Source organism: Ralstonia sp. VS2407 (assembly GCF_052950655.1).
In genome coordinates, this window is sequence record NZ_JBRFVG010000012.1 from 1 (window position 1) to 23,404 (window position 23,404).

Below are 23,404 nucleotides of genomic sequence, written 5' to 3' on the forward strand. Positions count from 1 at the left end.
AACTACATCGAGATGTTCTACAACCCAACACGGCGCCATTCGAGCGCCAACGGACTATCACCGGTAGAGTTCGAACAACGTCATTCCCAACGGCTCGGGGGTGTCTAGGAAAGTCGGGGCGATTCACACCGCCATGCGCACCCACGGCCAATGCCGACCGGGCATGTTGCGTGAGGAGCTTCAGCACCTCTCCGCACACGCGTTCCCGCCGGCGTTTATCAAAGGCTTTATGGATGCGATTGATGCGTACGTGTCGATGTCGCTCGGAGGGCGCGATGTCGATCCGCAGACGTGGGATGTATTAGCTGCCGTAGAGCGGCGGGGCTACAGCCAATAACAAGAGCTTGACGCATTCCCGTGACGGGCGGGAATGCCTGTGTGGACTCGGCGTGGCAGCGCGTTGGCTGCTGGATTTGCTTGCTTCTGGCCATCAGCGGTCAGTCGACAAGCGAGGCTTCGTGGCCGAAAATCAGCGTGCCAAATGCTGAAACTAAGCTAGACCAGCCGCCCCGAGGGCATATGACGATGGAAATCGTAGTCCGTAGATCGAAGTGGGGGAGGATTAAGCTGCTGATCGGCACCTCCGCGATGGCGGCGGTCTTCATCCTCATTTGCTTTGCTGCTTATCCGTCTTCCTTCGCCGGAGCCTCATCGGGAGTCTTCGGCGTTGTGTTCTGCTTCATCTCGCTTGCACTGATTCTCAACCTCGCGAATGGACGTCCTGACTGCATCATCAGTGACGACGGAATCATGGTGCCACGCTCAGGCTTCTCGCCGCAGTTATCGCAGATACCTTGGACTATGGTTAAAAGCGCGGAGTTGATAGATCTTGCTCCCGCTAGCGCATTGCTTGCGCGGGAGGGAGCATTCGGCGAGCCAGTGGTCCGATTGAATCTGGCGAGGCGATTCACTTTCAGCAATCGCTACTCGATATTGGTGGGTGAGGCGAACCTTCCCGCTGGCGAGATCTACGCCCAAATTCTCAAGAGAATGGCGAAGGACAGCATTAATGAGGGGCGATAAATGCGCCGGAAACTCGGCTTCTTGCTTACTGCTGCGGTCTGCATCATGGCGCACGCCGAAGAGGCCAGTCAGCCAGCTTGGAGCGCCGCCCCGCAAGCGTATGCCACTGTCAGCAACATCTTCGCAGCGGGGGCTCCATTCAATCGGGCGCTTGTTGTTGACCAAGTGTTTGTTGAGGAGACCCCCGGCAAGGACTTGCGTTTCTGGTTCCTCTTTTATGGCCCCAACTACCGGATTTATTCTGAGGCTGGTGAGGCCAGAGCAATCAAACAGGGCGAGTTCTTATACAGCGCGAACGGCGACTCCACCTGCGATTTACTGTTCCGGTTGCGGCCTGAACACACGCTACACATCGAGGGGCGAGCAAGGCATGACGGAACCCAGAGTGCCGCACGATTCTGCCCCCGTCCAATCACTCTTCCCTTCAAGCCCTAGATGCCGGTAAGGACAGTCATGACCACATTCATCGTTATCGCGCTTTTTCTGCTTCTCCTACTATGGTCGGCATTCGTTGGACGGGGGTTGCCTAAACCGTTTAGCCTCAGGGCCTGTCAGGGAACGAGTTGGCGCCGAGCTTTCCCGTCTGCCTCAAAGTTTGAGATTCGCGAATTCTTACTCGTGTTTGTAGGCGCGTTCGCGCTGCCCGACAGGCAGAAGCTGATGCTCCGGCCGGACGATGAAATCCTGGCCATATATCGAGCGCTATATCCATCTCAATGGACCCCTGACGCGCTTGAGCTTGAAGCCTTGGCTAATGATGTCGAGAAGAAGTATGGGTTGGAGTTTCGCCGTATCTGGAACGAAAAGCTGAGCCTCGGAGAGCTGTTTGCGTTGACGCAGCAGCATTCGCATGGGATGCCGGTCAGTCCCCCAAATGCATTCCCGTGACAGGCGGGAATGCCTGGGTTAGGTCGGAGTGGCAGCTAGGCGTTGGCTGGTGAAGCTGTCTACCGAGCATGAATCGCCGCCACGAAAGCCGATAGAAATCCGCGCATTTCGGCTTGCCGCTCAGGCAGCATCAGCAGGGTTTTGATTTCGTCTGGCGTTTTTCCGATCAACGGGATGCGCAGAAATACGTCTTCGAGAAACTGATCGCTGACGGTGGACAGCACCAGCCGGAGCGATGTGAGCATGTCGTCGCCACGATGAGATGCATGGGCGAGCGCAATGGGTTTCCCGATGACTTCGAATCGCGAGACCATCCAATCGATGACGTTCTTGAGCCCTCCCGGAATCGCGCGAACGTATTCGGGGCTGGCAATAATGATGCCGTCGCATCCGGACACGAGTGCCAGGAATTCCAGCACTGCGGTGGGTGTCTGGGGCCCTTCCAGGTCAGGAGAAAAGACCGGCAAGGTGTCGAGGCGATGGAATACCAATAGCTCAACCCCCTCAGGGGCAACGTCTTTCAATCCGAGCAGTAGCGCCGTGTTGACGGAATCGCGGCGGGCACTGCCGGAGATGGTTAGGAGCTTCATCTGGTTTTCCTTTGGAGACATCCTGCTGCGCCCAAGGCAATCCGTTTCGATACGCTCGAAACGTCCCGCCGCCCCTCAGCCAAACTTGCGCGCCGCATCGCGCGCCAGGCCAGAACCGATCCCGCCGAACAAGTCGCCCTCAACGCGCCGCGCCGACGGCAGCACTTGCGCCAGCTGCTCGCGCAGCAACGGCACCCCGCTGGAGCCGCCGGCAAAGAGAATGGTATCGACCGCTTCCGCTGCCACGCCCGCCGTCTTCAGCATGGCCTGCACCGTCGAGACCGTCTTGCCGACCAGCCTCCCGATCGACTGGTCGAAATCGTCGCGCGTAACGGGCTGCTTCAATTCGGGCGCGATGCGGTGCAGGTCGATCTCCGCCACCGGGGCGTCCGACAGCGCGATCTTCGCGGCTTCCACCTGAATGGCCAGCCAGTGGCCGGCGCGCTCTCGGATCAGGCGGATCAGGCGGTCGAGTTTTTCGGTGTCGGCGGCATCTCGGTAGTTGTCCATCACCACCGTCCAGGCCTTGCGCGTGTACACGTGGTTGATGGTGTGCCAGCTCGCCAGGTCGAAATACTGGCCGGACGGCATCGCCTTGCCGTTGCGCAGCGTGCTGTTCAGGCCCAGCAGCGGCATCACGCTGGCCAGGCTCAAGGCGCGGTCGAAGTCGGTGCCGCCAATGTGAACGCCGCCGTTGGCGAGGATGTCTTCGCGGCGGTCAAGGCGTTTCGCGCGGTCGGGCGACAGGCGCACCAGGGAGAAGTCCGACGTGCCGCCGCCAATGTCCGCCACCAGCACAAGTTCTTCCCCGCTGATGCCGGCCTCGTAGTCGAACGCGGCGGCGATGGGCTCGTACTGAAAGGCGATCTCGTCGAAGCCGGCGTCGCGCGCGATTTCAGAGAGCGTGTCTTCGGCGAGCTGGTCGGCCTTGGGGTCTTCGTCGATGAAGAACACCGGGCGGCCCAGCACGGCGCGGCGGAATTCATGGCCGGCCGCGCGCTCGGCACGCCGCTTGAGTTCGCCAATGAAATGCGCCAGCAGCTTGCGAAAGGGCATGGCCTGGCCCATGACCTCGGTGCTGTCGTCCATCATCGACGTGCCGAGCAGGCTCTTGAGCGAGCGCATCAGGCGGCCCTCGTAGCCGGCCAGATAGTCGGCCAGCGCGGCACGTCCGTAGCTGACCGTCGGGTCTTCGGCATGAAAGAAGATGACGGAAGGCAGCGTAGCTTTGCCGTCTTCGAGCGGCAGCAGGGTGGGGGCGTCCGGTCTCAGCCAGCCGACGGTGGAGTTGGACGTGCCGAAATCGACGCCGCAGGCGTTTGACATCATAGGATTGTGGCTTCTGGAGTGCAGCAGGAGGCATGCGCCTGCACGGGATATCAGGAGCGGGTGCCACCGGCGAAGGGGCGCTATTGTAGTGGCTTTGTGCGACGGATCAACGCCGGTGGCCGGTGTTGCGGGAACGGAGTCGCTGCATCGAACGACTGCGGCGAATATTAAGAAGCAGAAACAAAGCGGGCCTTGCCGAAGCGTCCGCGTAAATCGATCCTGACCGTTTCAGCGGGCCGTGTGGTCACGTCGGACGCTTCAAGAATACGGCTTCAATGTGCGCACGGTCGGGCGTGCCGAACTGATCGGCAAAAAACTTGGCCGTGTCGCGGAACTCAACAGCCGTGCCATGAAACGGGTCGCGGATCGATAGATGAAATTGTCCGTTCGCTTCTCGAATGCCGTCCAGCATCACCATGTGCCCGGATTTCCGAAGGATGCATGGCCCCATTTCATTGAGCTTGCTCGCTAGATCGCGCCACGCCTGTTTGCGGCTCGAGTGCACAGCGCCAAACAGGCCCGTCTTGTAGCTGAGGTCGTGTTCCACCAGGATCGGGGTGCATCCGGTACGGCGGCGTAACGAAGCCATCATGTCGGCGGTTTCACGGGTTTTGCCAAGGGCTGCTTCGTAACCGTGGGCGGTCTCCCGGTTGATGTGTCCATGGTCAAACATCATCATCAATTCGCAGGCTTCCGTGCAGTCACGAAAACCCGGCTGCGGGACCAGCACCTTGCCGTTCCCAAGCGGATATGCCTTGAATTGCCAGCCCACTTGAATGGGGCTGACGGCGTTGCCGTTCACCTCAAACGCTGCGTGCTTGGCATCGGCGGCTAGGTTGATGCCGCCCATGCGCTTAGTGACGTACTTGGCCGGAACGTCGTAAATGATCCCTTTCCCCAACTGCGAGAAGTAGCGGTCGTTGTCGCCCTCCGCGCGCGGGAACCGCCGGACGGCACCGTCGCTGCAACGGACCATAGGCTCTGCCATGGGCGCGTACTTGATATCCGGCGGGATGCCATAGGCGGCGGGCGGGCGCTCATACATGGCCCCGACGATTGTCGAGATGCCCCTGAAGTGCGAGAACTCAGCGGCGGGATAGACCGACCGATGCGGCCCTTCGGGCAAGACCGGAGAATTGGGCGGGCTCTGCCGTGACGACGATGCTTCGCCAACGGCCGTTCTGCTGCCACTTGGCAACGTGGCGCTGAGTGGACGTCTTGGCAAAGGTGCCCGGCGACGCATGGGCCCGTCTGCGAGTGAACGCATGCCCGCGCGCCGTCCAGCCGGCATGCCGTCGGGCCGCTGCAGCACGCGCCCAGAGCGCTGCGGAGAATTTGTCGAGACTGGCTGACCTGCAGCGGCGGCATCCTGTTCCAGTTCAAGGCCGCTGATTCTTTGATGAAGCTCGGCGTATGCGGCCGGATCATGCGGCACATGGTTGAACTTGGTGTCCATACGGAAATCCGTCAAGCATGAATGGCAGTCGATGCTGCCACGCAGGCGGGGCACTACGCCCACCCACTGGCGAAGCAAGGGAGCCGTGGGCGAATGGCCCACTGCGATGGGCTACCCGATAGCTCGGTGCGCTGCCGAACACATGCCCCCGACAGGCATACCGCGTGCTGCGCTTGCGAGGTCCGGGGCCGATGACCGCGCCCCGCCAATTCGTTCAACGCGCGGGGGCAACAGATGAGCTACGCCCGTTTCGGAGCCATGATCGTGGTGTCCACGGTCGTCATGTTCGGTCTGATGTACTTGAACACCTACGAGATCGAGCACGTTCTATTCAGTCAGACACGCATGTGGATGGCGCTGATCATGGGGGCGGCAATGAGCGCCATCATGCTCGCGTTCATGTGGAACATGTACGCCAAAGCCGCGGTGAACGTGGCGATTCTGCTCGTGAGTGCGGTCGTGTTTGGCGGCGCGCTGTGGCTAGTGCGGAGTCAGCAGACTGTGGGGGATGTGTCGTACATGCAGGCGATGATTCCTCACCACTCCATCGCCATCATGACCAGTGAGCGCGCGCACATTAAAGACCCACGCGTGCGCAAGCTGGCAGACGGCATCATTCGGGCGCAGGTGAAGGAAATTGGCGAGATGAAGGCCCTGATCGCAGATCTGAAGCAGAACCCGCCGCCTGCCGGTGCGCCCGATATCCCGAGTTACCGCAAGCGCGGAGATCCGCCGCCCCGGCCGGAATGAGCGCTACGCCCGCGAGGATTCTGCAGCGTTGGCCAGTTTCGCCATTGCCTGCGTTGCTGAACGAAGCGCTTTATCGCCCATCTGCTCGGCAAGTTCCGCTCTGGCCGAACTCCACACCGGGAGCGCATCGGCCACGAGCCGACGCCCCGATGTCGTGAGGGTCAACTGCTTTCCAGCCCGGCCGCGTCCGCCGGTGGCATGGAGCAAATCCCGGCTTTCCAGATTCTGGACAGATCGGCTGAGGGTAGTGGGGTCGACCCCGGCCTTATCCGCCAGCTCGACCAGCGTCGTGCCCTCGGCCTCACCGATTCCGACCAAGAGGCTGAACTGCTCCGCCGTGAGCCCGAGCGGCTTGAAACAGGCGTTGTAGTAACGCGTGAGTGCGCGCGCCGTTGCGCGTGCCTGGAAGCCCGGGCACTCCGCTGCAACGTTCTTCAAAGCCTCTGGATCAAAACCCTTCATGCCTACCTCGTTTGACAATCGTGCCTGCCATCAATACTGTATATGCATTATTTAGGAGGCACAATGCCGGCATACGTACACGTCAATCTACGCATCCTCGACGCTGCCAAGCAGGCGGCGCTTGCTCCGCGCTTTCAAGCTGCGCTGCAAGACGCGGGTGGGCGAATCCTGCATTTCGGCCCGGTCGCGCAGGTTCTGGAGGGCGATGAAGACCCGTTGCCGATGGCTGGCGTGTTCGAGTTCCCGACGCTGGCCCAAGCGCTGGCTTTCTACAATTCCGAGACCTATGCGCCGATCAAGGCGGATCGTCAGGAGGCCCAGCAAGCGCGGATGTTCGTTGTCGAAACGCTGTCGTGATCGGCCGCTTCCGGCCAGTCACGTACGTTGTCGGTTCGCTCGAAACATGCAAGCCACTGTGGAGGATGGAAGAATGCCGACGAACTGCTGGGACTACGTTCAGACATGACGGTCGACAGCGCGAGGGAGAAAACATGGGCCGTTCTCGATGTTGCTGGGGGCCGCGATGTCGATCCGAAAACGTTGCATGTGGTAGCCGCCATAAAGCGCAGGGGCGACAACCCATTGCAATGGTTTGACGCCTTCCCGTGACGGGCCGGGAAGGCTGGGGCAAGGTGAGGGTGGCAGTCCCCCCTCCCCACACATCAGAGAGCAGACGTTGGTCCAATGACGTCAGCGCCTCCAATGCTTCAAGAGGCCCGAGACACCCTCAGTTTGCGGAGGCGTCATCCTTGCAGCAGCGGTCCCGCTGAGAATTGTTGAATTGCCTCGGCAGGGCCCTTTCCATAGACTCCGCCCCTGGAAAATTAAGGGGAGGCTCCTCCCTCTCCCTGATCGTCCATGCAGTCCTAGCTAGCCTCGGCCACCCGTCCCGGCCGGGGCCTTTTTTTGTCAGATGGCATGCTGACGCCGCCACCTTCGGCCCCTTCTTCATTGACGCCAGCGGCATCGCTTTCGCTGCATGCGGGAATCGGCTGCTGAATACCTAATCGCAGTTCACGAAAGCTGCATCAGGCAGCTTACGGCCAGGAGCGGCTGGTCGACATCCTCAACGCGGTTCTGGACAACTCCCGTGCAGCCGTTCCCCGAATCTGACTCTGACTAGAATGGGGTCCCGCCTACAGATGACCTCTCGAATGACGACAAAACAAAGAGTTGCCACTGCGCTGCTTGGCGCGCTCGCCTGGATCATCATCGACCAGGCGACGAAGGCCTTGTTCAAGCAAATATTGACGCCTGGCGAAGTCGTGTCATTGCTGTCAGGAAGCCTGCTCGTTCTACCCACCTATAACCACGGCGCGTTCCTAAGCCTGGGGGCGGGAATGTCGGATGCGACGCGCAATATCGTCTTCATCTATGGCGTCCTGGCGATTCTGGTCGGCCTGTTCGTGTGGGTGCTGCGCTCGCCCACGCTCCGCCGTACCGAAGTCATTGCGGCAGCTTGCATTCTGGGTGGAGGGCTCAGCAACCTGTTCGATCGTTGTGTCTACGATGGCCGGGTTTTTGATTTTCTGAACATGGGCATCGGCCAGTTACGAACAGGGGTGTTCAACGTCGCAGACATCGGAATCATGCTCGGCGTGGCGCTCCTTCTCTTCCGTGGTGTAAAGCGCGGACCAACCCTGCCGGGCGCGTCGACGGCCTGAGGGGTGAAGGGCCCGAGCCAACATCGCGTAGGCGAATCGAAACGCCAGCCGGCTATGCGTCTGCACCGCGGTGCTCGCTGTCGAAATTCAGCCTCGCTTCTCGGAAGCGGTCCGCATTCTCGACGATCCAGGTCCACAACGGGACCATGCGAACGAGCAGCTCCATGCCCGTGTCGGACAGCTCGTACTCCACCCTGGGCGGTATCTCTTCAAAGTCGTGACGGACCACCAAGCCGTCACGCTCGAGCTGTCGCAACGTGCGCGTCAACATGCGTTGAGTCACGCCATGCATGCGCCTGCCGATTTCTGCATGGCGCAGTCTGCCGTACACGCCCAGCGTGTGGACGACGCCGAGTGACCAACGGCTTCCGGCATGGGCGAGCACCTCTCGCCGCAATCCATCATCGTCGTCTCTCAGGCCGTCACATACGGTCTGCGAATAGTTGAGAAGTTCGTCTCGATCCAACTGCGTGGCTCCCAGTATCACGCGTGTGCCTTCTTCCACGCACACCCATGCATCGCTAGACTGCCGCAACTCATTCCTTGGCAGGCTAGATGATGAATCAAACAGATCCTAACGCTACGTCCCAAAACATTCTGGTGCTCGGTGCCGGTGAACTCGGTCTCCCTGTACTGCGCAATCTTGCACGCCGCGCGAAGGGCGTGGACGGCGCGAAGATCAGCGTGCTGCTGCGTGCAAGCGCCGTTGAGTCCAGCGCACCCGGCAAGCAACAAGATATCGCTCAGATCCGAGGTCTCGGGATCGAGATCGTCGTGGGCGATCTTGTGAAAAGCTCCATCGACGAGCTTGCCGACGTCTTCGCGCAATATGACACCGTCATCGGCTGCGCGGGTTATGCAGCCGGCATCGACACGCCGATGAAGTTGGCGCGTGCCGCGTTGCAGGCACGTATCCCGAGGTACTTCCCATGGCAGTTTGGCGTGGACTTTGATGTGATCGGTCGCGGCAGTCCGCAGGACATTTTCGATGCGCAGTTGGATGTGCGCGAACTGCTGCGCGGTCAGCACCAGACCGAGTGGGTCATCATCTCGACCGGCATGTTCATGAGCTACCTGTTTGAGCCGGACTTTGGTGTTGTCGACCTGCAAAACCATGCGGTTCACGCCCTCGGCAGCCTGGACACCGCTGTGACGCTGACAACGCCCGATGACATCGGCGCGCTCACTGCCGAGATCGTGTTCGCTCAACCACGTATCCGCAACGAGATCGTCTATCTGGCCGGCGACACCGTGACCTACGGTGAAGTCGCGGACAAGCTGCAAGCGGCCCTCGGTCGTCCCTTCGGCCGCTCAGAGTGGACCGAGCAGTATTTGCTCGACGAGTTGGCACGCGACCCGCACAACATGATGCGCAAGTATCGTGCGGCTTTTGCCCAAGGGCGGGGTGTCGCATGGGACAAGCGCGGGACGTTCAATCAACGCCACGCCATTCCTGTCACTGACGTGGCAGCGTGGATCCATGCAAACCTTGCGTCGGGCCGCAACGCGCAATCGTGAGGCGGGCCGCCGGAGCGTGGCTGTTCAGCGTGCAGCCTTCGAGTTGTCCGCGCCCGGCTGCGAATTCCGTGTGAGTCGGTCGGCACCGTTTTACTCGGATGGCGAGCCTTTCGCGGAATAGCTTGCAAGCAGCGCCATACAGCGCTCCCGCAGAAAGGCACTCAGCGCTTTGATGGCGGGTGTCAGTTGCGCACGGTGGGCGCAAATCAAATGCAGCGGCGCGGGCTCGCCGTATTCCTGCGGAAAGATCTCGACCAATCGGCCGGCCTTCAAATCGTTGATGAGATCCAGTCGCGATTTATAGAGCAGGCCTTCGCCTGCGATGGCCCAGCGGCGCACCGCATCGGCATCGTCGCTGACGCGATTTCCGGTGACTGCCACGGTGCGTTCGCCGCCGGGCAGCGTAAAGCGCCAGCGTTCGTGGACTTGCTCGCTCCAGATGTACCGAAGGCAGTTGTGTTGCCGCAGGTCGTCCACCTTGGCCGGGGCGCCATGTCGTTCGATGTACGACGGCGCTGCGCACAACGCACGCCGGTTGTTGTCGAGCAGTTTGATGGCCAGCAGGGATGAATCGGGCAGCGCCCCGTAGCGCACGGCAAAGTCCAGCGGCTGGCGGATGAGGTCGGCCGACCGGTCGCTCAGTTTCAGGTGCACTGACAAACCGGGGTGCTCGTGCTGAAAATCGTCGAGCCACGGCAGCAGCAGGTTTCTCCCGAAATCGGACGGAGCAGACAGTCGCAACGGGCCGGAGAGTGCTTCCCGGCCACCGGCCAGCGCCTGTTCGCCTTGCTCCCGCGCGCCCAGCATGACGCGCGCATGCGGCAGGTAGCGCTCTCCAGCCTCTGACAGCTGCATGCTGCGTGTGGACCGGGTGAACAGGCGCGCATCCAGCGCCTTTTCCAGCCGCTGCACAGATGCGCTTGCCTGCGCGGGCGCGATGTTCAGCTGGCGGGCCGCCTCGGAGAAGCTGCCGGCGTCGGCCGTGTGCACGAAGATTTGCACGTCATCGAGGCGGATGATTTTCATTGAAATGCCGAAAGTGTTTGGGCGCGTAGCCCGTTTATCCGCATATCGCTGAAAGATAGCATGGCCCTCATTCACTTCCTGGAGAACGTGCATGAAAGCCATCGGTTTCTATCAGAACCACCCGATCAGCCATCCCCAGGCGCTGCAAGACATCGAGTTGCCGACGCCTGAACTTCGCGACCACGATCTGCTGGTGGAAGTCAAAGCGGTGTCCGTCAACCCGGTTGATACCAAGATCCGGCGTGGCGGAGACATTCCAGGAGGGCAGGCGCGTATTGCCGGCTGGGACGCTGCGGGCATCGTCCGCGCGACTGGCCCGCTGGCCACCCGCTTCAAGCCGGGTGACCGTGTCTGGTATGCCGGCGACATTACGCGGCCTGGCACCAACAGCGAACTGCATGCCGTGGACGAACGCATCGTGGGCCCCATGCCGGCATCGCTGGATTTTGCGCAGGCCGCATCGCTGCCGCTGACAGCCATCACTGCGTGGGAACTGCTGTTTGATCGACTGCGGGTCCAGGCGGCCGATCCGACGGAGAACAGCGTGCTGCTGGTGACCGGAGCGGCCGGTGGTGTCGGTTCCATCCTGACCCAGCTGGCACGCGCGCTGACGGGGATGACCGTGATCGGCACGGCTTCGCGGCCCGAAACCCGTGAATGGGTGTTGGCGCATGGTGCACACCACGTCATCGATCACCGTCAACCGTGGGCGCCCCAACTGGCAGCGCTTGGCATTGATCACGTGACGCATGTGGCTGGGCTGAACCAGAGCGCCGCTCACGTACCGCAGATCGCCGCTGTGCTGCGCCCCGAGGGGCAATTCGCCCTCATCGACGACCCGGCGGATCTGGATATCGGCCCGTTCAAGGGGAAATCCATTTCGATTCACTGGGAGCTGATGTTCACCCGCGCCATGTTCACCACCGCCACGATCGCCCGACAACACGCGTTGCTGCGCCGTGTGGCCGAACTGGTCGATCGCGGCGACATCAAGCACACCCTGACGCAGCGTATCGATGGCATCAACGCCGCGAACTTGATCAAGGCGCATGCGCTGGTGGAAGCCGGAAACATGATCGGCAAAGTCGTTGTTGCCAACGGCTGAACCCTGCAGACATCTGACAAGGAGCCTCACCATGACACTCCCTATCGTCCCCACGGCAACGATCAGCCTGGAAGCCGCGCAGGCCTTGTTGGCAGAGGCACGCCGTGCCTGTGCTGCGCGCGGGTTTGCCGCGACCATCGCCATTACCGATGCAGGCGGCCACCTGCGCGCGTTCGAGCGTGCGGACGCCGCGCCTTTCCTGACCGCTGAGGTTGCCATCAACAAGGCATGGACGGCAGCCTCGTTCGGCATGAGCACGCACCAATGGAACCAGTACATGGCCGAGGCCGCCGTTGCCCCGCTGGCGCACCACCCGCGCCTGATGCCGGTGGGCGGCGGCGTGCCGATCTTTTACGAGGGTCGGCTGGTGGGCGGCATCGGTATCTCTGGGGGCAGCGCTGCCCAGGACCACGAGGCGGCCGAGGAAGCATTGCGCAAGGCAGGGCTTCTGTCTTGAGCTGTGAGCCCGCCTACGCGCTGTTCCTCGGCGTTTGCAACGAGGCATGGGCGGTGACAACCCGCCCAGCCGATTACTTCAACCGCGCCTTCAGTTCTTCGCTGGCTTGATGCAGCGCTGCACGCGTTGCCGGCACGCCGGCCAGCGCATTGAGCAAGCCGAAGTCGTGGATCATGCCGTTGTAGCGCGTGGCGGTCACATCCACGCCCGCTGCATCGAGCTTGCGTGCGTAGGCTTCGCCCTCATCGCGCAACACATCCTTTTCGGCCGTGATCACCAGCGTGGGCGGCAGCCCCTTCAACTGATCGGGCGTCGCCAGCAGCGGCGATGCGTAGATCTCCTGACGCTGCACCGGGTCGGTCGTGTAGGCGTTCCAGAACCACTGCATCATCGGCTTCGTCAGGAAGTGCCCCTGCGCAAATTCGTCGTACGACGCGTTCTCGAAGCTGGCATCCGTGACCGGCCAGAACAGCACTTGCGCGCGCAGTGCGGGCGTGCCGTGCGCCTTGGCCATCAGCGCCACCACGGTCGCCATGTTGCCGCCCACGCTGTTGCCCGCAATGGCCAGCCGCTTGCCGTCTACGCCGATTTGCGCGCCGTTTTCTGCCACCCATTTGGTGGCGGCGTAGATCTGGTTGATTGCCACCGGATAACGCGCCTCGGGCGACGGTGTGTAGTTGACGAAGACGGCGACGGCGCCGGAGTCGGCCACCAGGTCACGCACAAAGCGCTCATGCGTGGGGAAGTCCCCCAGCACCCAGCCCCCGCCGTGAACGAAGATGAAGCCGGGTAACGTACCTTTCGCGCCGGCCGGGCGCACGATGGTCAGGCTGATCGGCTTGCCATCCACGGTGATGGTTTTCTGGCTGACGTCAGCGGGCGGCAGCGACACCTTTGCCGCGGCTTGCGCGCCCACCAGTACGGCGCGCGCATCGGCGGGCGACAGCGTTTCCAGCGGCTGTCCACCGCCAGCGGCCAGGGCGTCGAGGAACGCCTGGGTGTTGCGCTCCACGCCGGGGCTGCCCGCAGCAAGGGCGACGCTTGCTGCCAAAGAGAGCAGGGTGCCGGCGGCAAATTTGGTGATGCGGTTCATGGCAGTGCTTCCAATCGGTTGGTTGGGGAATGGTGTGAATGGACGTGCGGGTCAGATCAGGCTCAGGCGCACGTCGATGTTGCCGCGCGTGGCGTTGGAATACGGGCAGACGATGTGCGCGCGGTCGATCAGCGTTTGCGCTTCGGCGCGGTCCATGCCGGGCAGGCTGATCTTCAGGTCCACTTCAATGCCAAAGCCGTTCGGAATGGCACCGATGCCAACGCTGCCCTGCACGGACACATCCGCCGGTACGCGGATCTTGTCGCGCGCACCAACAAACTTCATTGCACCGAGGAAACACGCGCTGTAGCCGGCCGCGAACAGCTGCTCCGGGTTGGTCCCTTCGCCGCCTGCACCGCCCAGTTCGGCGGGGGTGGTCAGCCGGACTTCGAGCCGGCCATCGTCGGTGATGGCGCGGCCATCGCGGCCGCCGGTGGCACGAGCATTGGCACGGTAGAGGACGTTTTCGATCGACATGGTGATTCTCCTTAGGGAGGGGTTGAGGTGCGTGCATCGGCTGTCGAGGCCGTGCCGCATTGCTTGCTATTAAATAGCGTGCTACTTAATGGGTTTAAAAAAACGGACGCGGTCAGGCGCCCGTCGGCGATACGTGTGTGCTCAGGCGGCGTTCTTGAAGAGCCGTCCTCGCAATGCATTCAACTGTGTGCGCAACTCTTCCAACTCGCCGGGCGCACACTCCATGGCCGTAGCCATGCATGCCGGCACTTTCTCGGCCCGCTTCTCCAGCGCCTTGCCGGCCGCCGTGAGCGAGATGATCACGCGCCGCTCGTCCTCGGCCGAGCGTTGTCGCTCGATCAGCCCGGATGCTTCCAGCCGCTTCAGCAGCGGGGTGAGCGTGGCGGAGTCGAGAAACAGCCGCTCGCCAATCTGCGACACCGTCTGCGCATCCTGTTCCCACAGCACCAGCATGACGAGGTACTGCGAGTACGTCAGGTCCAGCGCCTTGAGCAGCGGCCGGTAAGCCTTGTTAATCCCGATCATGGTCGAGTACAGGGCAAAGCAGAGCTGCTCGTCCAGGGCGAGGTCGCGGCGTGCGGAGGAGGGCTTGCGTGTGTTCATGAACGCAAATATAGATAGTGCACTACTGAATTGCAAGCTATTTTTCTGTGAATTGTTCAGTGCCGGATGGGAGCTACGCTTTTGTCTCCTGGTGACAAACAACGATTGCCCGAGAGCACCGTGCCAGATGCGCGGGCGCGCAAGTAGCGCGCCCGCTTGCAAGGCAAACAACGGCCGGTGATGTGGTCAGCCGGCCTGCACCTCGATACGCCGCGGCTTGGCTTCGTCGCGGCGCGGGATCGTCAGCTTGAGAACCCCGTCGCGCAGCTGCGCATCGATGCGCGAAGCGTCAAAGTCGGGGCTCAGCACAAAGGTGCGCGAGAAATGCGGGTGCCGTACTTCGCCGTGCTGCAGCCGCAGCCCCGCCGGTGTGGGCACCATCAATTCGGCATCGACGGTGAGCGTGCCGTCCTGCACGCGAATATCAAGCTTCTCGCGCGGCACGCCTGGCAGGTCTGCATATAGCGTGATGCCCTGGCGGTTCTCGAAGATGTCGACCGGGGGCGCCATGTGGGTCTGCCGGGCGGCCGCCTGTTCAGCCATCTGCTTTGCAGCCGCAGCCTTGCCGGGCTGTGCATGGGTCGCCAATTGGGTGGTGTCGTTCATGATGTGCTCCTTCATGCTTGTCCCGGGCGCGGCTCAGCCTTGCACCGTAATCTGACGCGGCTTCGATGCCTCCGACTTGCCGACGCTGATGGTCAGGCAGCCGTTGACGTACCGCGCGCTGACTTTGTCGGGGTCGACGTCCTGTGGCAGCTCAATCACACGGCGGAAGGCACCCGTGAAGCGCTCGTCGGCATACACGCGCGTCTCTTCGGTGAGCTGGAAATCGGGGCGCTTGCGCTCGCCGCTGATGGTCAGCAGCCCCTTGTCGATCGAGACATCGATCTGCGCGGGGTCGAGCCCCGGGGCGAACGCGACGATCTCGACCGAGTCATCGGTGCTGCCAATGTTGACGGGAGGAAAAGTGCCGAGGCGCGTGGCGCGCAGGCTTGCGGGTGCCCCCGCAAAAAGAGTGGCCATCTGCCGTTGCAGGCGATCGAATTCGCCCAGCAGATCGGTGCCAAAAAACAGATCGCTCATGGCTGGCTCCTGAAGGGCCCGCACGGAGACTGAACCGAACTACGCGCTCCAGTTCATCGGTCCGTGGCGGGCCACTGACAAACAAATCGAAACACGCAGCGCGAAAACCGCGACTGCATTGACGACACCTAAAATAAGGAAGCAAGGAGAAATTTCAAGAGGCCATTGGGTGCTGGACGAAGAACACACGCGCAAACGCGTGCTACGTCGCCCTATCGCCAAAGGCTTGCCAGCCCCCGCCCAAGCACTGGCCCGGTCCAGAGAGGCCCCTATTGCCGGCACATCCGGCACAGGGTAAAAATCGGTCTATTGCCCAATGTCGACCCGGAGTCGCCTACCCCCATGGACCAACCAGCCAAGCTCAATGCCGATTCCCTGGGCGTCGTCGAATCGGTGATCATGGGCATTGCCGGCACGGCACCGGCCTACAGCATCGAGATTACGACTTCCACCATCATCGGGACGGCTGGTACGCAGTCACCGGCGAGCATTCTGGTCTGCGGGTTGATCATGTTTGGCATCGCCTACGCGTTCATCAATATGAATCGCGCCCTGGCGAGCGCCGGCACCTCATATTCGTGGGTGAGCATGGTGTTCGGGCGTGCGCTCGGCTTCCTTGCCGGCTGGGCGCTTCTGGTGCTGTGCTGTGTGTTCATGGTGTCGGCGATGATTCCGGCGGCAAATGCCACGCTGCTCATCTTTGATCGGCCCATGATGAACAACGTGCACTACGTGACGCTGATCGCTGCGGCATGGCTCACGGTTGTCAGCGCGGTGGTCGTCAAGGGCATCAAGCTCACCAGCTACGTGCAGGTGCTGATGACGATTGTCGAGGGCATCATCCTGCTCGTGATCATCGTCGCGAGTTTCATCGTGTTCCCGCATACGCCAGCGCATCCGTTCTCGTGGGTCTGGTTCTGGCCCTTCACGTTCACGCCCCAGATGTTCGCCAACGGCGCGTTGGTGGCCATCTTCTTCTTTTACGGCTGGGACGTGACGATGAACCTCAGCGAAGAGACGCGGGACGCCAACCACACGCCCGGTCGGGCTGCGTTCTGGTCGATGGTGTTCTTGATGGCGTTCTTTCTCATCTTCATCGTCATTACGCAGCTTGGACTGTCCGACACCGAGATCCAGCACTACAACACGAACATCATCTTCGCCATTGCAGAGAAGTTGTTTGGGCCGACCTGGGGCTACGTCGCCATCGTTGCGGTATTGCTGAGCACGGTGGGAACGGTTGAAACCCAGATGTTGCAGTTCACGCGCACGCTGTTTGCCAAAAGCCGCGACGGCGCACTTCACGCGCGCTATGCGCGACTGCATCCTGTTTGGCGCACGCCCCACATCGCCATCTTCTTCATCTGGATTACCGGGCTTGCCTTGCTGTTCGTGTCGTCTTATCTGCCGACGATCAACGTCATCCTGCAGGATTCGATTACCGCCATCGGCTTCCAGATCTGCTTCTACCTCGGGCTTACCGGGCTTGCCTGCGGCTGGTATTACCGCAAGGTGCTGACACAGGGGCCGTGGGTCGCCATCACCCATGTCATCTGGCCGGTCGCGAGCGGGCTCTTCCTGTTTTTCATCGCGCTCTACAGCATCCCGACCTTCGACTGGGTCACCAACCTCGTCGGCATGGGGGGCATCGCCATCGGCGTGATCCCGCTGCTGCTGAACCGCAAAAAGATCTGGGTGGCTTCCAGAGCCTGAGCAGCACTGCACGCACGACAATCGGCGGCGCCGGATGCTGTCAGCCTGCGCTGACAGCGCCTGCGGGATTGACCTACAGAAACAAGGGCACGCCCGGACAAGACAATTGGCGTCCCCTGATAGCGGCGGCCGGGCGCCCCTCCGATACTGAACCTGTCGGCACCCGGCTCTCGATAAAGGTCATTGTCATGGACGACTATTGCACGCTGTGCGGACGGCGCGGGCATTCTGCGTCGCACTGCCCATGGGGTTCGTATATGCGGATCGGTCGCTGTTCTCTGCTTCTGTCGAAGGACGGCCGCTCATCTACGTTTCGAAGACTCCCCACTTGATGCGAGCCCATATGCGTTCGTGGGCAAAGTAGGCGATCGACGTGTAGATATTGCTGGCGATCATGAAACCGACTGCCAGGTGAACCGTACCGGTCAGCAGATAAAGGGTGCCGAAGTCCAGGCACATGATCACGATCCGATATGTCGCGGCCTTGATCACAGAACGACGAGCGCTGACGGTTCGCACCATGATGTTCCCTCCTGATCCCGCGCATCGATGCCTGGTAGCGCCGATCAATGAATGCCTTCCGGTTTGGCTACCGCACGGTCTCGGGGAGCGGTGCCGAACATTGCGCCACCGCTGATCGCTGCCGCAGCAATGTCACAACGCGCGTCGCCAGCACCAAACCGCACGATATGATTCCAGTCATAGTGCGCGGTAGACGGTAACGCCAGACTGCACTGCATCCGACACGGGAGACATTCATGCCGCGCACATCAGTGGCTTATCTACTCGCCGCATTGCTGACGGCAGGAATACTGTCGTGCCCCGCGATTGCCGACACGCCGGCGCGGCAGCAGGAGGTCGCTCAGCGGGGGGCGGACGTCATGCCATTTTCCCTCTCGGCAACCACCCACATCTTTACCAAGACGGCCGACGGCGGTGTCCAGCAGGTCGTGACCAAGCGGGACGATCCCAGCCAGGCTGCGCTGATCCGCCAGCACTTGGCAATGATCGCTCGGCAATTCTCCGACGGCGACTTCGAAGGGCCGGAGCATATCCATGGCAATGCCATGCCCGGATTGGCGGCACTGCGCGCAGCAAAGCCTGGTGAGCTCAAAATAAGCTATCGCGAGCTGTCCAACGGCGCCGAGATCATCTATCAGAGCGGTCAGCGTCGCCTGGTTACCGCGCTGCACCAGTGGTTTGATGCCCAATTGGCCGATCACGGCCATGACGCCATGGCGGGGCACGACTCCGGTTCAAGGCATCACCACGCGATGGGTGCGGAAAAGCCCGAGTAACACTGCCGTGGCCAAAGCCGCCTGGAGGCAGCGTGTTGCTGCGGCATGACGAAGCGGGCAGTGAGTCCATGACATTGCAGGCCGCCGAGTGGGCAACTCCGTCGTCAAAGCGTGCCTGCCCGGCGCCCAATACCGCTGCGACGAAGCGCCGCTCGTCACCGGCAGGGCTTTCTATTCAAGTTCAACCGCTTTTCGCGGAATCGAAAGCTCGATGCGGTACCCGCCGTGTGGCTGCGGCCCTGCGGTGAAAGTCCCGCCCAGGCGGCGCACGCGGTCACGAATGCCCGCGATACCTGATGACGGCGGCCGCCCGGCTGCCGGTTCGGTTGAGCGCGTGAGAACAGCGCCATCGTTGCGAATCGTCAGCTCGCAACTGGACCGGTCGCATCGGAGATCGATCACCACTTCCGTTGCCGAAGTCGCGTGCTGGGCAACATTGGTCAGCCCCTCTTGCACGATTCTGAACAGCGCAGTGGAGGCGGTGTCGTTGAACGCTACCGCATGCGTGTTGCAATTCAGCGCGACCCGCAGGCCGGTATGTTGGCCGAAGTCGGTCACGAGCCAGTCGAGCGCGGGGAGCAGCCCAAGGTCGTCGAGGATGGTCGGCCGCAGCCCAGCGGCCAGACGCCGGACCGACGCCAGTGCATGGTCGATGGCACTGCTCATTGTCTGAGTTCTTTCGCGCGCATACGCCTGGGCTTCTGGCGTGGTGCCTTCATCGGCAAGCAAGCCGGTGATGATCATCTTCAGCGCCGTCAATTGTTGGCCGAGGTCATCATGAAGCTCGCGTGCAATACGCTTCTTTTCTTCTTCGCGAGTGGCCTCCACTCGGGATGCCAGCTCGCTCGCGTATTCAAGTTGCTTGAGCCGCTCACGCTCGGTGAGATCCCGGGTGACTTTGGCAAAGCCGATCAGCTCGCCGTCTTCATCCCGCAGGGCGGTGATCACCACGTTGGCCCAGAAACGCGAGCCGTCTTTGCGTATGCGCCACCCCTCGTCCTCCCAGCGGCCAAGCGCGGCGGCACGCTTGAGCTCTTCGCTCGGATAGTTCTGCGCAATTGCCTCGGCAGGATAGAAGACCGAGAAGTGTTGGCCGATGACTTCATCGGCGCGATAGCCCTTGATGCGTTGGGCACCGGCATTCCAACTGGCGATGTGACCTGTCGGATCCAACAGGAAGATTGCATAGTCCTGTATCGCGTCCACCAAGGTGCGATAACGCTCCTCCACGGGCACGTGAGCGATTGCTGCATCGCTTCCCAGTCTTCGCAATCTGCCTGCGTTGGTATCCATACCAAGCCCTCATCGCAACGGGTTCGAGCGCCCAAGGCAAACCTGTTGGAAGTCGCTTCCCGTGCATCTGCATAAGAATATGCTGCCCGGCGACAGCAATCAAAGCATGCCCGGCCACTGCGATGAGGTGCCAGAAGTGCCTGGCCAAGGATTGGCTGCCCGCACGCATTGCATGCTGTTCAGCATTCGCTTTGCAAGGTGTACGCCGGCGGCCTGGAAGTTGGTCGCCGCTTCCGGCTACGGACGCTCAAACCTGCGCCATCCCGCCATCAACAAACAACTCGATGCCATTGATAAAGCTTGCCGCATCCGAGGCAAGAAACGCGACGGCCTTGCCCACTTCGGCCGGCTCGCCCAGGCGACCCAGCGGTACTTGCGCAGCGAGGTAGTCGAACAGGCCCTGGCGCGTTTCATCCGAGGCCAGGCCGCCAAGGCCGGGCGTGCGGATCGGGCCAGGGCTCACCACGTTCACGCGGATGCCGCGATCCTTCAGATCCATCACCCACGAGCGGGCGAAGTTGCGCACCGCGGCCTTGCTGGCGCTGTAGACGCTGAAGTTGGCCGTGCCCTGAACGGACACCGTGGAGGACGTGAGGATGATCGATGCGCCGTCGGTCAGCAGCGGCAGCGCCTTCTGCACCGTGAACAGCACGCCGCGCACGTTGGTGCCGAAAATCCGGTCGAAATGCTCTTCGGTGATGGCGCCCAGCGGCATCATGTCGCCGCCGCCGGCATTGGCGAACAGGATGTCCAGCTTGCCGGCCACCTTGGCGATCTGGGCATAGACGGCGTCGAGGTCGGACAGCACCGATGCATCGGCGCGCAATGCGGTGGCGCCGGCGCCGATCTCTGCGACGGCGGCATCCAGCTCCGCCTGACGGCGGCCGGTGATGAAAACCCGCGCGCCCTGGGCTGCGAGTTCCTTGGCCGCGCCAAGGCCGATGCCGCTGCTGCCACCCGTGACGAGGGCGATCTTGCCTTCCAGTTGCTTGCTCATGATGTGCTCCATGTCGTGATTTCAGGTTTGGATGAATGACCTCGCGACGGCTTGTGTCTTGCGCTGCCTTACTCTGCGTCGCCCCGTCGCGTTGGGCATGGAGGCACTGTAGGGCTCAGAAACTTTTCGAAAAAGCGCTGCAAATAGAATTACTATCCACAGTTGTGGATAATTTGCGCGGACATTCGAATGGATCAGCTCCTGGCAATGCGCTCTTTTGCGCGGGTGGTGGAAGCGGGCAGCTTCACGCGGGCGGCCGATTCGCTCGACATGCCCATCGCCACGGTCAGCAAGCAGGTGCAGGAACTGGAGGCGCACCTGGGTGTGCGCCTGCTGCAGCGGACGACACGGCGCGTGACAGTGACGCCCGAAGGTGAGGACTACTACGCCAAGAGCATGCGCATCCTGCGCGACTTGGACGACATCGATGCCTCGTTCAGCCTCGCTCGCGGGCGGCCGCGTGGGTCGTTGCGCATCGATGTCGGCGGGTCGACCGCGCGTGACGTGCTCATTCCGCTGCTGCCAGAGTTCGCGTCGCGTTATCCCGAGATCAGGATTGACCTTGGCGTGTCAGACCGCTCGGTGGATCTGATTGCGGACAACGTCGACTGCGTGATTCGTGGTGGCCCGCTGGACAGCGCTTCTCTGGTCGCACGCCACTTGGGCGATGCGCCGCTGATCACGTGCGCCACGCCCGGATACCTCAAGCAGTACGGCACGCCGGCCTACCCCGATGAACTCAAGAATGGCCACCGGCTGGTGAGCTACGTGTTCAGCCAGACGGGCCGGGCGGTTCCGTTCCGCTTCGAGCGCGATGGCGAAAAGACCGAGATCAAGGTCGAGCATCGCATCGGCGTGAACGAAAGCAACGCGCATCTGGCCGCGTGTCTGGCGGGCCTGGGCATCGTGCAGACCTTCGGTTATGCGGCGCAAGCGCCGATCAACGAGGGCGCGCTGGTGGAAATTTTGAAGCCGTGGCGGCCGGCGCCTTACCCGTTTCACGTCGTCTATCCGCAGACGCGTCATGTCACGCATCGCCTACGAGTGTTCATTGACTGGCTGGTGGAGGCTTTCCCGGCGCGGCTTGAGCGGGCGCCGAAGCGGTAACCGCTCAATATCCGTACTCCCACCGCCATGGCGCGCCTGTTTCCCCCAAGATTGCCGCCACCAAACCGGGAAACGCCCGCTCTGCCCGAACGTCGTTGGACAGAAGCACAACGCACCGCGCTGATCGCGTGAGGCAGACGAAGGTATTGCCAGCGAAATCCTCGTGCCCGCCTTTGAAGAAACCGGGCCCTTGCGGCCCATCGAATACCACCACACCGAGGCCCGTTGCGAGATCAGGCCGCCGAAGCGCTGCGGGGAGTTCCGGCTGGAGGGTGGGGAATTCCGTGGCCGTGGTGATTGGCCCCTGTGACGCGGTCATGGCGGCGCGCGATGCCGCCGACAAGCCGTCGCCTCGCACAAGGCCTGCCACAAAGCGGGCGTAGTCCTCGACCGTCGTGTCCATGGAGCTGGCGGCTGCGGCGCGCCGCCGGTGCGGATGACGGCGCGGCTCACCGTTCTGCGTGGTGCCGTCGGCCTGATTGTCGGCATTGGCCTGCTGCCACGTCATGCTGGTGCGACGCATATCGAAGCGCTGGAAAACCCGGCGGCGCAATTCCGCATCGACATCGAGGCCAAGCCCGCGCTCAAGCACGAACTGCAGCAGGTTGATGCCAGCGCCTGAATAGGCAAACCGTGCACCCGGATCGAAGTGCAGATGCACCCGCCTGTCAGGTTCGAGCGCTGGCAGGTTGGGTAAGCCCGAGCGATGGCTGAGCAGCATGCGCGGCGTGATCGCACGCCATCGTTCGTCGCCGGCAAGGCTGCTCCAGGCCGGATAGCTGGGCAGCGGCTGCGGCAGGTAGCGCTCGATTGGCGTGTCCAGATCGATACGTCCTTCATCAACGAGTTGCATGACGAAGTAGGCGAAGACCGGCTTGGTGAGCGATGCCGCCACCATCACTGTGTCGGTTCGCAGCGGTTCGCCGGCCGCGTTGCGGCGCCCGAACGCGTGGAGGTACACGGTTTGTCCAGCGTCGATAACCGCGACCGCCATGCCGTTGGCGGGGACATCGGCCATCGCGTGACGCACAGCCGCGTTGGTTGCGTCGGCCGTGGCCAGTTGGGGCGCTGCGCGATCGGGCGTCTGCGCACATGCGGCGAGCAGAGCCACCAGGGCGCCGCTCGTCAGTGCGCGTTTGAGAGGCATGGTCGTGATTGCCGCTGTGGACATGTGGATATGTGGATAAGCACGTGAAGAACTTCAGGGACAACTGTGTTGGCTGTCCGGGGTCAGGTTGTCCACAGCACGGGAATAACTTTGGTGGTTGCCGGGAGGGTGGGGCGCGCTCTTCACGAGTCATCCACGCGTCGGCACACACTGTCCGATGGGTTGTGCAGTTCGCAAGCCGTTGACGCGAAAGCGTTTTCGGCAGCTATCCACAGAAACGATCCACCGTTATCTACTACTACTATTTTTATATACAGAAGAAATAAAGAAGACAGCAAAGACGGGCGGGGCACACGGGCAAGAT

At 62.0% G+C, this 23,404-nt stretch carries 28 protein-coding genes and 1 pseudogene; 14 read left to right on the forward strand and 15 right to left on the reverse strand.

What is annotated here, in order from left to right:
• The 5 genes and pseudogenes from ACU8YE_RS18565 to ACU8YE_RS18585 all read left to right on the forward strand — a co-directional run.
• The coding region (locus ACU8YE_RS18565) for an IS3 family transposase (protein WP_322018241.1) at positions 1–108 on the forward strand (108 nt) is incomplete at its 5' end.
• 19 nt (positions 109–127) lie between these two features.
• Positions 128–337, forward strand: a pseudogene (locus ACU8YE_RS18570) (hypothetical protein); the annotation flags it as partial.
• Positions 338–519: 182 nt separating this feature from the next.
• On the forward strand, positions 520–1,023 hold the full coding sequence (locus ACU8YE_RS18575) for an STM3941 family protein (RefSeq protein ID WP_316870583.1): 504 nt from the start codon (positions 520–522) through the stop codon (positions 1,021–1,023).
• Positions 1,024–1,458 (forward strand): hypothetical protein, encoded by a 435-nt coding sequence (locus tag ACU8YE_RS18580; protein WP_446929316.1) that lies wholly within the window; start codon positions 1,024–1,026, stop codon positions 1,456–1,458. It abuts the gene before it with no gap.
• A gap of 18 nt (positions 1,459–1,476) precedes the next feature.
• On the forward strand, positions 1,477–1,911 hold the full coding sequence (locus tag ACU8YE_RS18585; RefSeq protein WP_316870585.1) for a hypothetical protein: 435 nt from the start codon (positions 1,477–1,479) through the stop codon (positions 1,909–1,911).
• Positions 1,912–1,970: 59 nt separating this feature from the next.
• On the opposite strand, the gene ACU8YE_RS18590 is transcribed toward ACU8YE_RS18585, so the two are convergent.
• The 3 genes from ACU8YE_RS18590 to ACU8YE_RS18600 all read right to left on the reverse strand — a co-directional run bounded on the left by ACU8YE_RS18590 (position 1,971) and on the right by ACU8YE_RS18600 (position 5,286).
• On the reverse strand, positions 1,971–2,501 hold the full coding sequence (locus tag ACU8YE_RS18590; RefSeq protein ID WP_316870587.1) for an NADPH-dependent FMN reductase: 531 nt from the start codon (positions 2,499–2,501) through the stop codon (positions 1,971–1,973).
• A 75-nt stretch (positions 2,502–2,576) separates the two neighbouring features.
• Entirely contained in the window at positions 2,577–3,830 is a 1,254-nt protein-coding gene (locus ACU8YE_RS18595) for an Hsp70 family protein (protein ID WP_446929317.1), read from the reverse strand.
• A 244-nt stretch (positions 3,831–4,074) separates the two neighbouring features.
• A complete protein-coding gene (locus ACU8YE_RS18600; protein WP_316870589.1) occupies positions 4,075–5,286 on the reverse strand; it encodes a hypothetical protein in 1,212 nt (403 codons plus the stop codon).
• A 234-nt stretch (positions 5,287–5,520) separates the two neighbouring features.
• Between ACU8YE_RS18600 and ACU8YE_RS18605 the strand changes: the two genes are divergently transcribed.
• Entirely contained in the window at positions 5,521–6,036 is a 516-nt protein-coding gene (locus tag ACU8YE_RS18605) for a DUF305 domain-containing protein (protein ID WP_446929318.1), read from the forward strand.
• Between the two features lie 3 nt (positions 6,037–6,039).
• Here ACU8YE_RS18605 and ACU8YE_RS18610 read toward each other — a convergent pair whose 3' ends face one another.
• Positions 6,040–6,498: a MarR family transcriptional regulator gene (locus ACU8YE_RS18610; protein WP_440076368.1), complete on the reverse strand. Its 459-nt coding sequence runs from the start codon at positions 6,496–6,498 to the stop codon at positions 6,040–6,042.
• Positions 6,499–6,561: 63 nt separating this feature from the next.
• On the opposite strand from ACU8YE_RS18610, the gene ACU8YE_RS18615 reads away from it, so the two are divergent.
• Entirely contained in the window at positions 6,562–6,855 is a 294-nt protein-coding gene (locus tag ACU8YE_RS18615; RefSeq protein ID WP_232041318.1) for a DUF1330 domain-containing protein, read from the forward strand.
• A 797-nt stretch (positions 6,856–7,652) separates the two neighbouring features.
• Positions 7,653–8,162: a signal peptidase II gene (lspA, locus tag ACU8YE_RS18620; RefSeq protein ID WP_433865637.1), complete on the forward strand. Its 510-nt coding sequence runs from the start codon at positions 7,653–7,655 to the stop codon at positions 8,160–8,162.
• A gap of 52 nt (positions 8,163–8,214) precedes the next feature.
• On the opposite strand, the gene ACU8YE_RS18625 is transcribed toward lspA, so the two are convergent.
• Positions 8,215–8,628 carry a winged helix-turn-helix transcriptional regulator gene (locus ACU8YE_RS18625; RefSeq protein WP_446929379.1) on the reverse strand — a complete coding sequence of 138 codons (414 nt, stop codon included), beginning with the start codon at positions 8,626–8,628 and terminating at the stop codon, positions 8,215–8,217.
• A gap of 92 nt (positions 8,629–8,720) precedes the next feature.
• Between ACU8YE_RS18625 and ACU8YE_RS18630 the strand changes: the two genes are divergently transcribed.
• Positions 8,721–9,680 (forward strand): aromatic alcohol reductase, encoded by a 960-nt coding sequence (locus tag ACU8YE_RS18630; protein ID WP_446929380.1) that lies wholly within the window; start codon positions 8,721–8,723, stop codon positions 9,678–9,680.
• 90 nt (positions 9,681–9,770) lie between these two features.
• On the opposite strand, the gene ACU8YE_RS18635 is transcribed toward ACU8YE_RS18630, so the two are convergent.
• Positions 9,771–10,700 (reverse strand): LysR family transcriptional regulator, encoded by a 930-nt coding sequence (locus tag ACU8YE_RS18635; RefSeq protein ID WP_446929381.1) that lies wholly within the window; start codon positions 10,698–10,700, stop codon positions 9,771–9,773.
• Between the two features lie 97 nt (positions 10,701–10,797).
• Between ACU8YE_RS18635 and ACU8YE_RS18640 the strand changes: the two genes are divergently transcribed.
• The gene (locus ACU8YE_RS18640; RefSeq protein WP_414561243.1) at positions 10,798–11,811 is read left to right on the forward strand and encodes a zinc-binding alcohol dehydrogenase family protein; all 1,014 of its coding nucleotides are present in this window, start codon (positions 10,798–10,800) and stop codon (positions 11,809–11,811) included.
• 31 nt (positions 11,812–11,842) lie between these two features.
• Complete coding sequence (locus tag ACU8YE_RS18645; RefSeq protein WP_446929319.1) at positions 11,843–12,268, forward strand: GlcG/HbpS family heme-binding protein; 426 nt, start codon at positions 11,843–11,845, stop codon at positions 12,266–12,268.
• Between the two features lie 73 nt (positions 12,269–12,341).
• On the opposite strand, the gene ACU8YE_RS18650 is transcribed toward ACU8YE_RS18645, so the two are convergent.
• The 5 genes from ACU8YE_RS18650 to ACU8YE_RS18670 form a co-directional block, all read right to left on the reverse strand.
• Positions 12,342–13,361, reverse strand: a complete 1,020-nt coding sequence (locus ACU8YE_RS18650) for an alpha/beta hydrolase (RefSeq protein ID WP_446929320.1) — start codon at positions 13,359–13,361, stop codon at positions 12,342–12,344.
• Between the two features lie 51 nt (positions 13,362–13,412).
• The gene (locus ACU8YE_RS18655; RefSeq protein WP_232041310.1) at positions 13,413–13,838 is read right to left on the reverse strand and encodes an organic hydroperoxide resistance protein; all 426 of its coding nucleotides are present in this window, start codon (positions 13,836–13,838) and stop codon (positions 13,413–13,415) included.
• Between the two features lie 141 nt (positions 13,839–13,979).
• Positions 13,980–14,441, reverse strand: a complete 462-nt coding sequence (locus ACU8YE_RS18660) for a MarR family winged helix-turn-helix transcriptional regulator (RefSeq protein WP_232041309.1) — start codon at positions 14,439–14,441, stop codon at positions 13,980–13,982.
• Between the two features lie 186 nt (positions 14,442–14,627).
• Positions 14,628–15,047 carry an Hsp20/alpha crystallin family protein gene (locus tag ACU8YE_RS18665; protein ID WP_260803908.1) on the reverse strand — a complete coding sequence of 140 codons (420 nt, stop codon included), beginning with the start codon at positions 15,045–15,047 and terminating at the stop codon, positions 14,628–14,630.
• 33 nt (positions 15,048–15,080) lie between these two features.
• Positions 15,081–15,524: an Hsp20/alpha crystallin family protein gene (locus tag ACU8YE_RS18670; RefSeq protein ID WP_232041307.1), complete on the reverse strand. Its 444-nt coding sequence runs from the start codon at positions 15,522–15,524 to the stop codon at positions 15,081–15,083.
• Between the two features lie 342 nt (positions 15,525–15,866).
• Between ACU8YE_RS18670 and ACU8YE_RS18675 the strand changes: the two genes are divergently transcribed.
• Complete coding sequence (locus tag ACU8YE_RS18675; RefSeq protein WP_232041306.1) at positions 15,867–17,237, forward strand: APC family permease; 1,371 nt, start codon at positions 15,867–15,869, stop codon at positions 17,235–17,237.
• A gap of 306 nt (positions 17,238–17,543) precedes the next feature.
• Here ACU8YE_RS18675 and ACU8YE_RS18680 read toward each other — a convergent pair whose 3' ends face one another.
• Positions 17,544–17,759, reverse strand: coding sequence for a DUF2061 domain-containing protein (locus tag ACU8YE_RS18680; protein WP_232041305.1), 216 nt, complete (start codon positions 17,757–17,759; stop codon positions 17,544–17,546).
• A 236-nt stretch (positions 17,760–17,995) separates the two neighbouring features.
• On the opposite strand from ACU8YE_RS18680, the gene ACU8YE_RS18685 reads away from it, so the two are divergent.
• A complete protein-coding gene (locus ACU8YE_RS18685; protein ID WP_440818903.1) occupies positions 17,996–18,535 on the forward strand; it encodes an aspartate carbamoyltransferase in 540 nt (179 codons plus the stop codon).
• A 171-nt stretch (positions 18,536–18,706) separates the two neighbouring features.
• Here the strand turns inward: ACU8YE_RS18685 and ACU8YE_RS18690 are convergent, their stop codons facing one another.
• Together ACU8YE_RS18690 and ACU8YE_RS18695 are read right to left on the reverse strand one after the other, a co-directional pair.
• Positions 18,707–19,828 carry a PAS domain-containing sensor histidine kinase gene (locus tag ACU8YE_RS18690; RefSeq protein ID WP_446929321.1) on the reverse strand — a complete coding sequence of 374 codons (1,122 nt, stop codon included), beginning with the start codon at positions 19,826–19,828 and terminating at the stop codon, positions 18,707–18,709.
• 247 nt (positions 19,829–20,075) lie between these two features.
• Complete coding sequence (locus ACU8YE_RS18695) at positions 20,076–20,825, reverse strand: SDR family oxidoreductase (protein WP_260803904.1); 750 nt, start codon at positions 20,823–20,825, stop codon at positions 20,076–20,078.
• Positions 20,826–21,014: 189 nt separating this feature from the next.
• Between ACU8YE_RS18695 and ACU8YE_RS18700 the strand changes: the two genes are divergently transcribed.
• Positions 21,015–21,932, forward strand: a complete 918-nt coding sequence (locus tag ACU8YE_RS18700) for a LysR substrate-binding domain-containing protein (RefSeq protein WP_440818901.1) — start codon at positions 21,015–21,017, stop codon at positions 21,930–21,932.
• 4 nt (positions 21,933–21,936) lie between these two features.
• On the opposite strand, the gene ACU8YE_RS18705 is transcribed toward ACU8YE_RS18700, so the two are convergent.
• The gene (locus tag ACU8YE_RS18705) at positions 21,937–23,103 is read right to left on the reverse strand and encodes a serine hydrolase domain-containing protein (RefSeq protein WP_446929322.1); all 1,167 of its coding nucleotides are present in this window, start codon (positions 23,101–23,103) and stop codon (positions 21,937–21,939) included.
• Positions 23,104–23,404 lie beyond the last annotated feature (301 nt).

Bases quoted from the DNA above. Each gene is read 5' to 3' on its own strand.
- ACU8YE_RS18575 (WP_316870583.1), top strand. From the start codon at position 520: ATGACGATGGAAATCGTAGTCCGTAGATCGAAGTGGGGGAGGATTAAG.
- ACU8YE_RS18580 (WP_446929316.1), top strand. From the start codon at position 1,024: ATGCGCCGGAAACTCGGCTTCTTGCTTACTGCTGCGGTCTGCATCATG.
- ACU8YE_RS18585 (WP_316870585.1), top strand. From the start codon at position 1,477: ATGACCACATTCATCGTTATCGCGCTTTTTCTGCTTCTCCTACTATGG.
- ACU8YE_RS18590 (WP_316870587.1), bottom strand. From the start codon at position 2,501: ATGAAGCTCCTAACCATCTCCGGCAGTGCCCGCCGCGATTCCGTCAAC.
- ACU8YE_RS18595 (WP_446929317.1), bottom strand. From the start codon at position 3,830: ATGATGTCAAACGCCTGCGGCGTCGATTTCGGCACGTCCAACTCCACC.
- ACU8YE_RS18600 (WP_316870589.1), bottom strand. From the start codon at position 5,286: ATGGACACCAAGTTCAACCATGTGCCGCATGATCCGGCCGCATACGCC.
- ACU8YE_RS18605 (WP_446929318.1), top strand. From the start codon at position 5,521: ATGAGCTACGCCCGTTTCGGAGCCATGATCGTGGTGTCCACGGTCGTC.
- ACU8YE_RS18610 (WP_440076368.1), bottom strand. From the start codon at position 6,498: ATGAAGGGTTTTGATCCAGAGGCTTTGAAGAACGTTGCAGCGGAGTGC.
- ACU8YE_RS18615 (WP_232041318.1), top strand. From the start codon at position 6,562: ATGCCGGCATACGTACACGTCAATCTACGCATCCTCGACGCTGCCAAG.
- lspA (WP_433865637.1), top strand. From the start codon at position 7,653: ATGACGACAAAACAAAGAGTTGCCACTGCGCTGCTTGGCGCGCTCGCC.
- ACU8YE_RS18630 (WP_446929380.1), top strand. From the start codon at position 8,721: ATGAATCAAACAGATCCTAACGCTACGTCCCAAAACATTCTGGTGCTC.
- ACU8YE_RS18640 (WP_414561243.1), top strand. From the start codon at position 10,798: ATGAAAGCCATCGGTTTCTATCAGAACCACCCGATCAGCCATCCCCAG.
- ACU8YE_RS18645 (WP_446929319.1), top strand. From the start codon at position 11,843: ATGACACTCCCTATCGTCCCCACGGCAACGATCAGCCTGGAAGCCGCG.
- ACU8YE_RS18650 (WP_446929320.1), bottom strand. From the start codon at position 13,361: ATGAACCGCATCACCAAATTTGCCGCCGGCACCCTGCTCTCTTTGGCA.
- ACU8YE_RS18655 (WP_232041310.1), bottom strand. From the start codon at position 13,838: ATGTCGATCGAAAACGTCCTCTACCGTGCCAATGCTCGTGCCACCGGC.
- ACU8YE_RS18660 (WP_232041309.1), bottom strand. From the start codon at position 14,441: ATGAACACACGCAAGCCCTCCTCCGCACGCCGCGACCTCGCCCTGGAC.
- ACU8YE_RS18665 (WP_260803908.1), bottom strand. From the start codon at position 15,047: ATGAACGACACCACCCAATTGGCGACCCATGCACAGCCCGGCAAGGCT.
- ACU8YE_RS18670 (WP_232041307.1), bottom strand. From the start codon at position 15,524: ATGAGCGATCTGTTTTTTGGCACCGATCTGCTGGGCGAATTCGATCGC.
- ACU8YE_RS18675 (WP_232041306.1), top strand. From the start codon at position 15,867: ATGGACCAACCAGCCAAGCTCAATGCCGATTCCCTGGGCGTCGTCGAA.
- ACU8YE_RS18680 (WP_232041305.1), bottom strand. From the start codon at position 17,759: ATGGTGCGAACCGTCAGCGCTCGTCGTTCTGTGATCAAGGCCGCGACA.
- ACU8YE_RS18685 (WP_440818903.1), top strand. From the start codon at position 17,996: ATGCCGCGCACATCAGTGGCTTATCTACTCGCCGCATTGCTGACGGCA.
- ACU8YE_RS18690 (WP_446929321.1), bottom strand. From the start codon at position 19,828: ATGGATACCAACGCAGGCAGATTGCGAAGACTGGGAAGCGATGCAGCA.
- ACU8YE_RS18695 (WP_260803904.1), bottom strand. From the start codon at position 20,825: ATGAGCAAGCAACTGGAAGGCAAGATCGCCCTCGTCACGGGTGGCAGC.
- ACU8YE_RS18700 (WP_440818901.1), top strand. From the start codon at position 21,015: ATGGATCAGCTCCTGGCAATGCGCTCTTTTGCGCGGGTGGTGGAAGCG.
- ACU8YE_RS18705 (WP_446929322.1), bottom strand. From the start codon at position 23,103: ATGTCCACAGCGGCAATCACGACCATGCCTCTCAAACGCGCACTGACG.